The following is a 4,114-nucleotide window of genomic DNA, read 5'->3' as shown; positions in this document are numbered from 1 at the left end:
TGTTGTGTATATGTGACTGGGACCTGGTCGACTGCGTGGCGCGGGCGCACGGGTGCACCCGTGCCCCCGCTCCTCAAGCGCCGGAGGGGCTGTCCACCGGCGCCGTCACGAAGTCGATCAGGTGTTCCACGGAGCCCAGCAGGGCCGGCTCCAGATCCCGGTACGAGCGCACCGTGGACAGGATCCGCTGCCAGGCCGCGCCCGTGTTCTCCTCCCAGCCCAGCGCGCGGCACACGCCCGTCTTCCAGTCCTGGCCGCGCGGGATCACCGGCCAGTCGGCGATCCCCACGGACGACGGCTTCACCGCCTCCCACACGTCGATGTAGGGGTGGCCGACCACCAGCACGTTCGCGTCCGAGACCTGGTCCGCGATCCGGGACTCCTTGGAGCCGGGAACCAGGTGGTCGACCAGGACGCCCAGCCTGGCGTCCGGGCCGGGGGAGAATTCGCGCACGACGGCCGGGAGGTCGTCGATGCCCTCCAGGTATTCGACGACCACGCCCTCGATCCGCAGATCGTCGCCCCAGACCCGCTCGACCAGCTCCGCGTCGTGGCGGCCCTCCACATAGATCCGGCCGGCCCGCGCGACCCGGGCGCGCGCCCCGGGGACCGCGACCGAGCCCGAGGCTGTGCGCGCCGGGCGTACGGGCGCGGCGGCCGACGGCCGTACGAGCGTGACCACCCGGCCCTCCAGCAGGAAGCCGCGCGGCTCCATCGGGAACACCCGGTGCTTGCCGAAACGGTCCTCCAGGGTCACCGTCGGACCCTGGGCCGTCTTCTCGCAGCGGATCACCGCCCCGCAGAATCCGGTGGAGACCTCCTCCACGACCAGATCGGGCTCGGCGGGGACCTCGGGAACGGGGGCGGACCTCTTCCACGGCGGGGTCAGGTCCGGCTGGTAGCTGCGCATCGGAAGACGATAGGACGGGAACCGGTCACGACACGCCGAAGAGGGCGGCCAGCCGGTCCCGCTGCCCCCTGACGAACGCCGCGTCCACCACCGCTCCGTGCCCCGGCACGTACACCGCGTCCTCGCCCCCGAGTTCCAGCAGCCGGTCCAGTGCGGCCGGCCAGCGTGACGGGACCGTGTCCCGGCCCGCCTGCGGTTCGCCGGACTCCTCGACCAGGTCCCCGCAGAGCACCACGGCGGGGGAGCCGGGCACGAGCACTGCCAGGTCGTGGCCGCTGTGGGCGGGGCCCACGTTCGCCAGCAGCACCTGGCGGCCGCCCCCCAGATCGAGCGTCCACTCACCGCACACCTCGTGGTGCGGCGCCACCACGACTCCGGTGGCCTCCGCCGCGTCGTGCTCGGACACGCCGTGGCGTACCGCGGAGGCGTACAGGGCGTCCGCCCCGGACTTCAGCAGGCCCGCCATGCCGACCGCCCCGTACACCTGGGCGCCGGAGAACGCCGCGGTGCCCAGCACATGGTCGAAGTGCGGGTGGCTGAGTGCGATATGCGTCACCTTGCGGCCGAGCAGGGCCTGTGCCTGAGCCCGTACTTCGGCGCCTTCGCGGAGTGTCGATCCGGTGTCGTAGAGCAGAACTCCCTCCGCCCCGACCACCAGTGCGACGGTCGCATCCCATCCGGGAAGGCGCCGGCGGCCCATTCCGTGACCGAGTCGCTCCCAGCCGAACTCTTCCCAAGAGGCATCCATACCGCGACGCTATCGGCAACGACCTGCGCGGTCTCGGGGTAGCGTGGCCGGTCGCCCTTGCTAGGCCCCCACTCGGCCGCCGTACACTGGCCGGGGGGTTGCTGGCACTCGCGACGACAGAGTGCCAGGCGGATTCCTGGGAATGAACCAGGAACGGCCCGAGAACCACGAGGAACACAGCTGGAGGTGTGCGCGATGCTCAGCGAACGCAGACTCGAAGTGCTGCGCGCCATCGTCCAGGACTATGTCGGCACCGAGGAGCCCGTGGGTTCCAAGGCGCTCACCGAGCGGCACAAGCTGGGGGTCTCTCCGGCCACCGTCCGCAACGACATGGCGGTGCTGGAGGACGAGGGCTTCATCGCCCAGCCCCACACCAGTGCGGGACGTATCCCGACGGACAAGGGCTACCGGCTCTTCGTCGACAAGCTCGCGGGCGTCAAGCCCCTCTCGTCGCCGGAACGCCGTGCCATTCACAACTTCCTCGACGGCGCGGTCGACCTCGACGACGTCGTGGGTCGCACCGTACGGCTGCTCGCGCAGCTGACCCGGCAGGTCGCCATCGTGCAGTACCCCTCGCTGACCCGGTCCACGGTGCGGCATGTGGAGCTGCTGTCGCTGGCGTCCGCCCGGCTGATGCTCGTGCTGATCACGGACACCGGCCGGGTCGAACAGCGCATGATCGACTGCCCCGCCCCGTTCGGTGAGACGTCTCTCGCCGATCTGCGGGCCCGGCTCAACAGCCGGGTCGTCGGGCGCCGCTTCGCGGATGTCCCGCAATTGGTGCAGGATCTGCCGGACTCATTCGAGAGCGAGGACCGGGGAACGGTCTCCACCGTGCTCTCCACCCTGCTCGAAACCCTCGTCGAGGAGACGGAGGAGCGGCTGATGATCGGCGGCACCTCCAACCTCACCCGCTTCGGGCACGACTTCCCTGTGGTGATCCGGCCGGTGCTGGAGGCACTGGAGGAGCAGGTCGTGCTGCTGAAGCTGCTCGGCGAGGCCAAGGACTCGGGCATGACCGTACGAATCGGGCACGAGAACGCCCACGAGGGGCTCAACTCCACGTCCGTCGTCGCGGTCGGCTACGGTTCGGGCGACGAGGCAGTCGCCAAACTCGGCGTGGTCGGACCGACCCGCATGGACTACCCCGGAACGATGGGAGCGGTACGCGCAGTGGCACGTTACGTCGGACAGATCCTGGCGGAGTCGTAAGTGGCCACGGACTACTACGCCGTACTCGGCGTGCGCCGCGACGCATCTCAGGATGAGATCAAGAAGGCATTCCGGCGGCTCGCTCGCGAGCTGCATCCGGATGTGAACCCCGATCCGAAGACCCAGGAGCGGTTCAAGGAGATCAACGCCGCCTACGAGGTGTTGTCGGACGCGCAGAAGAAGCAGGTCTACGACCTCGGCGGTGACCCGCTGTCCGCCTCCGGCGGCGGTGGCGCGGGCGGATTCGGACAGGGTGGCTTCGGCAACTTCTCCGACATCATGGACGCGTTCTTCGGTACGTCGTCGCAGCGTGGACCCCGTTCGCGCACCCGGCGCGGCCAGGACGCGATGATCCGGCTGGAGATCGATCTCGCCGAGGCCGCGTTCGGCACCACGAAGGACATCCAGGTCGACACGGCGGTCGTCTGTACGACCTGCAACGGCGAGGGCGCCGCACCCGGCACCTCCGCCCAGACCTGTGACATGTGCCGCGGCCGCGGTGAGGTCTCCCAGGTCACCCGGTCCTTCCTCGGCCAGGTCATGACCTCGCGGCCCTGCCCGCAGTGCCAGGGCTTCGGAACGGTCGTGCCGACCCCGTGCCCGGAGTGCGCCGGCGACGGCCGCATCCGATCCAGGCGCACGCTCACCGTGAAGATCCCCGCCGGTGTCGACAACGGCACCCGCATCCAGCTCGCGGGCGAGGGCGAGGTCGGCCCCGGCGGCGGCCCGGCCGGTGACCTGTACGTGGAGATCCACGAGCTGCCGCACTCGGTGTTCCAGCGCCGCGGCGACGATCTGCACTGCACGGTCACCATCCCCATGACGGCGGGCGCGCTCGGCACCAAGGTGCCGCTGGAGACGCTCGACGGCCTGGAGGAGGTCGACATCCGGCCCGGTACGCAGTCGGGCCAGTCGGTCCCGCTGCACGGCCGCGGCATCACGCATCTGCGGGGCGGCGGGCGCGGCGATCTGATCGTGCACGTCGAGGTCATGACCCCGACGAAGCTGGACCCGGAACAGGAGCGACTGCTGCGGGACCTCGCGAAGCTGCGCGGCGAGGAGCGGCCCACCGGCCAGTTCCAGCCCGGGCAGCAGGGGCTGTTCTCCCGTCTGAAGGACGCCTTCAACGGCCGCTGACGGTCCCTGTACAGCTGCGCAGGATCGACGACGCGCCTGCCCCTGCGTACCGTCCTTGAACGCCGTCCCCGAACGCCGGACGGGCTCGCTTGCCGAGCCGTCCGGCG

Annotated in this window: 4 protein-coding genes; 2 read left to right on the top strand and 2 right to left on the bottom strand. The window is 70.5% G+C overall.

Annotated features, from left to right (window positions below; genetic code table 11):
- Nucleotides 1-73 precede the first annotated feature (73 nt).
- Together ACFU8Q_RS39815 and ACFU8Q_RS39810 are read right to left on the bottom strand one after the other, a co-directional pair.
- Nucleotides 74-910, bottom strand: coding sequence for a DUF3097 domain-containing protein (locus ACFU8Q_RS39815; RefSeq protein ID WP_384464627.1), 837 nt, complete (start codon nucleotides 908-910; stop codon nucleotides 74-76).
- 25 nt (nucleotides 911-935) lie between these two features.
- A complete protein-coding gene (locus ACFU8Q_RS39810; protein WP_384464624.1) occupies nucleotides 936-1,658 on the bottom strand; it encodes an MBL fold metallo-hydrolase in 723 nt (240 codons plus the stop codon).
- A gap of 195 nt (nucleotides 1,659-1,853) precedes the next feature.
- Here ACFU8Q_RS39810 and hrcA point away from each other — a divergent pair, with 195 nt between their 5' ends.
- Nucleotides 1,854-2,870, top strand: coding sequence for a heat-inducible transcriptional repressor HrcA (hrcA, locus tag ACFU8Q_RS39805; protein WP_384464622.1), 1,017 nt, complete (start codon nucleotides 1,854-1,856; stop codon nucleotides 2,868-2,870).
- Nucleotides 2,871-4,007, top strand: a complete 1,137-nt coding sequence (gene dnaJ / locus ACFU8Q_RS39800; RefSeq protein ID WP_384464619.1) for a molecular chaperone DnaJ — start codon at nucleotides 2,871-2,873, stop codon at nucleotides 4,005-4,007.
- Nucleotides 4,008-4,114 lie beyond the last annotated feature (107 nt).

The organism is Streptomyces sp. NPDC057543, assembly GCF_042801895.1.
In the GTDB taxonomy this organism is placed as follows: domain Bacteria; phylum Actinomycetota; class Actinomycetes; order Streptomycetales; family Streptomycetaceae; genus Streptomyces.
Note: the sequence above shows the minus strand (reverse complement) of the source record. Positions and strands in the feature narration are given on the sequence as shown.

Excerpts from the sequence above, each read along its gene's own strand:
- ACFU8Q_RS39815 (WP_384464627.1), bottom strand. The coding sequence starts at position 910 with ATGCGCAGCTACCAGCCGGACCTGACCCCGCCGTGGAAGAGGTCCGCC.
- hrcA (WP_384464622.1), top strand. The coding sequence starts at position 1,854 with ATGCTCAGCGAACGCAGACTCGAAGTGCTGCGCGCCATCGTCCAGGAC.
- ACFU8Q_RS39810 (WP_384464624.1), bottom strand. The coding sequence starts at position 1,658 with ATGGATGCCTCTTGGGAAGAGTTCGGCTGGGAGCGACTCGGTCACGGA.